This window comes from Thalassobellus citreus, assembly GCF_044385915.1.
Taxonomy (GTDB): domain Bacteria; phylum Bacteroidota; class Bacteroidia; order Flavobacteriales; family Flavobacteriaceae; genus Thalassobellus; species Thalassobellus citreus.
The window spans coordinates 1-569 of sequence record NZ_JBISCC010000029.1 but is presented as its reverse complement, the minus strand read 5'-3'; the positions used below and the strand labels follow the sequence as shown (position 1 = coordinate 569).

Genomic DNA, 569 nt, shown 5'->3' with positions numbered 1-569 from the left:
CAACGGTTACGTATAATATTAGTGGCGCGTTTAAGTACTAATTTAGTAAATAGAAACTTACCAGCGGAAAATTCCGAAGGAATTTTCCAAGTAAGCTAAAACCAGCCATTAATTTTATGCTTTGTTGGCAGTAGTGTATTTCACTATTCTTCCACGATTTGAATATTATTACCACAGGTGTCATTAAATACTGCATATTTCCATTTCCCCATTGTAGAGGGTTTTACACTAAATTCTACTCCAAGTTTTGTTAGTCGTTCATATTCTGCATCAACACTTTTAACATCAAATTGAGTGTATGGCATTCCGGCTTCCATTAGTGCGTCTTGATAGGTTTTACACGGCTCAAAATGATTTGGTCCTGGTTCTAATAATAATTCTGGTCCATCTTGCCAATCCTTAGAAACTAAGGTCAGCCATCTATTCCCACCACCTAGAGGTTCGTCCTTCTTTATTATGAAGCCTAATTTTTCAGTGTAAAAATTTAAGGCTTTTTCTTGGTCTCGGACTGGAATGCTTATTAGTGTTACTTTCATTATCTGCGTTTTTTTACATTACTGCCAACGGTT

At 36.0% G+C, this 569-nt stretch carries 1 protein-coding gene; it reads right to left on the bottom strand.

The window, feature by feature from the left end; translation table 11 throughout:
- Positions 1-143: 143 nt before the first annotated feature.
- Positions 144-536, bottom strand: coding sequence for a VOC family protein (locus ACH5TX_RS00130; protein ID WP_439337538.1), 393 nt, complete (start codon positions 534-536; stop codon positions 144-146).
- Positions 537-569 lie beyond the last annotated feature (33 nt).

What these genes read in the sequence shown, in the direction of transcription:
- ACH5TX_RS00130 (WP_439337538.1), bottom strand. Translation starts at nt 536, where the DNA reads ATGAAAGTAACACTAATAAGCATTCCAGTCCGAGACCAAGAAAAAGCC.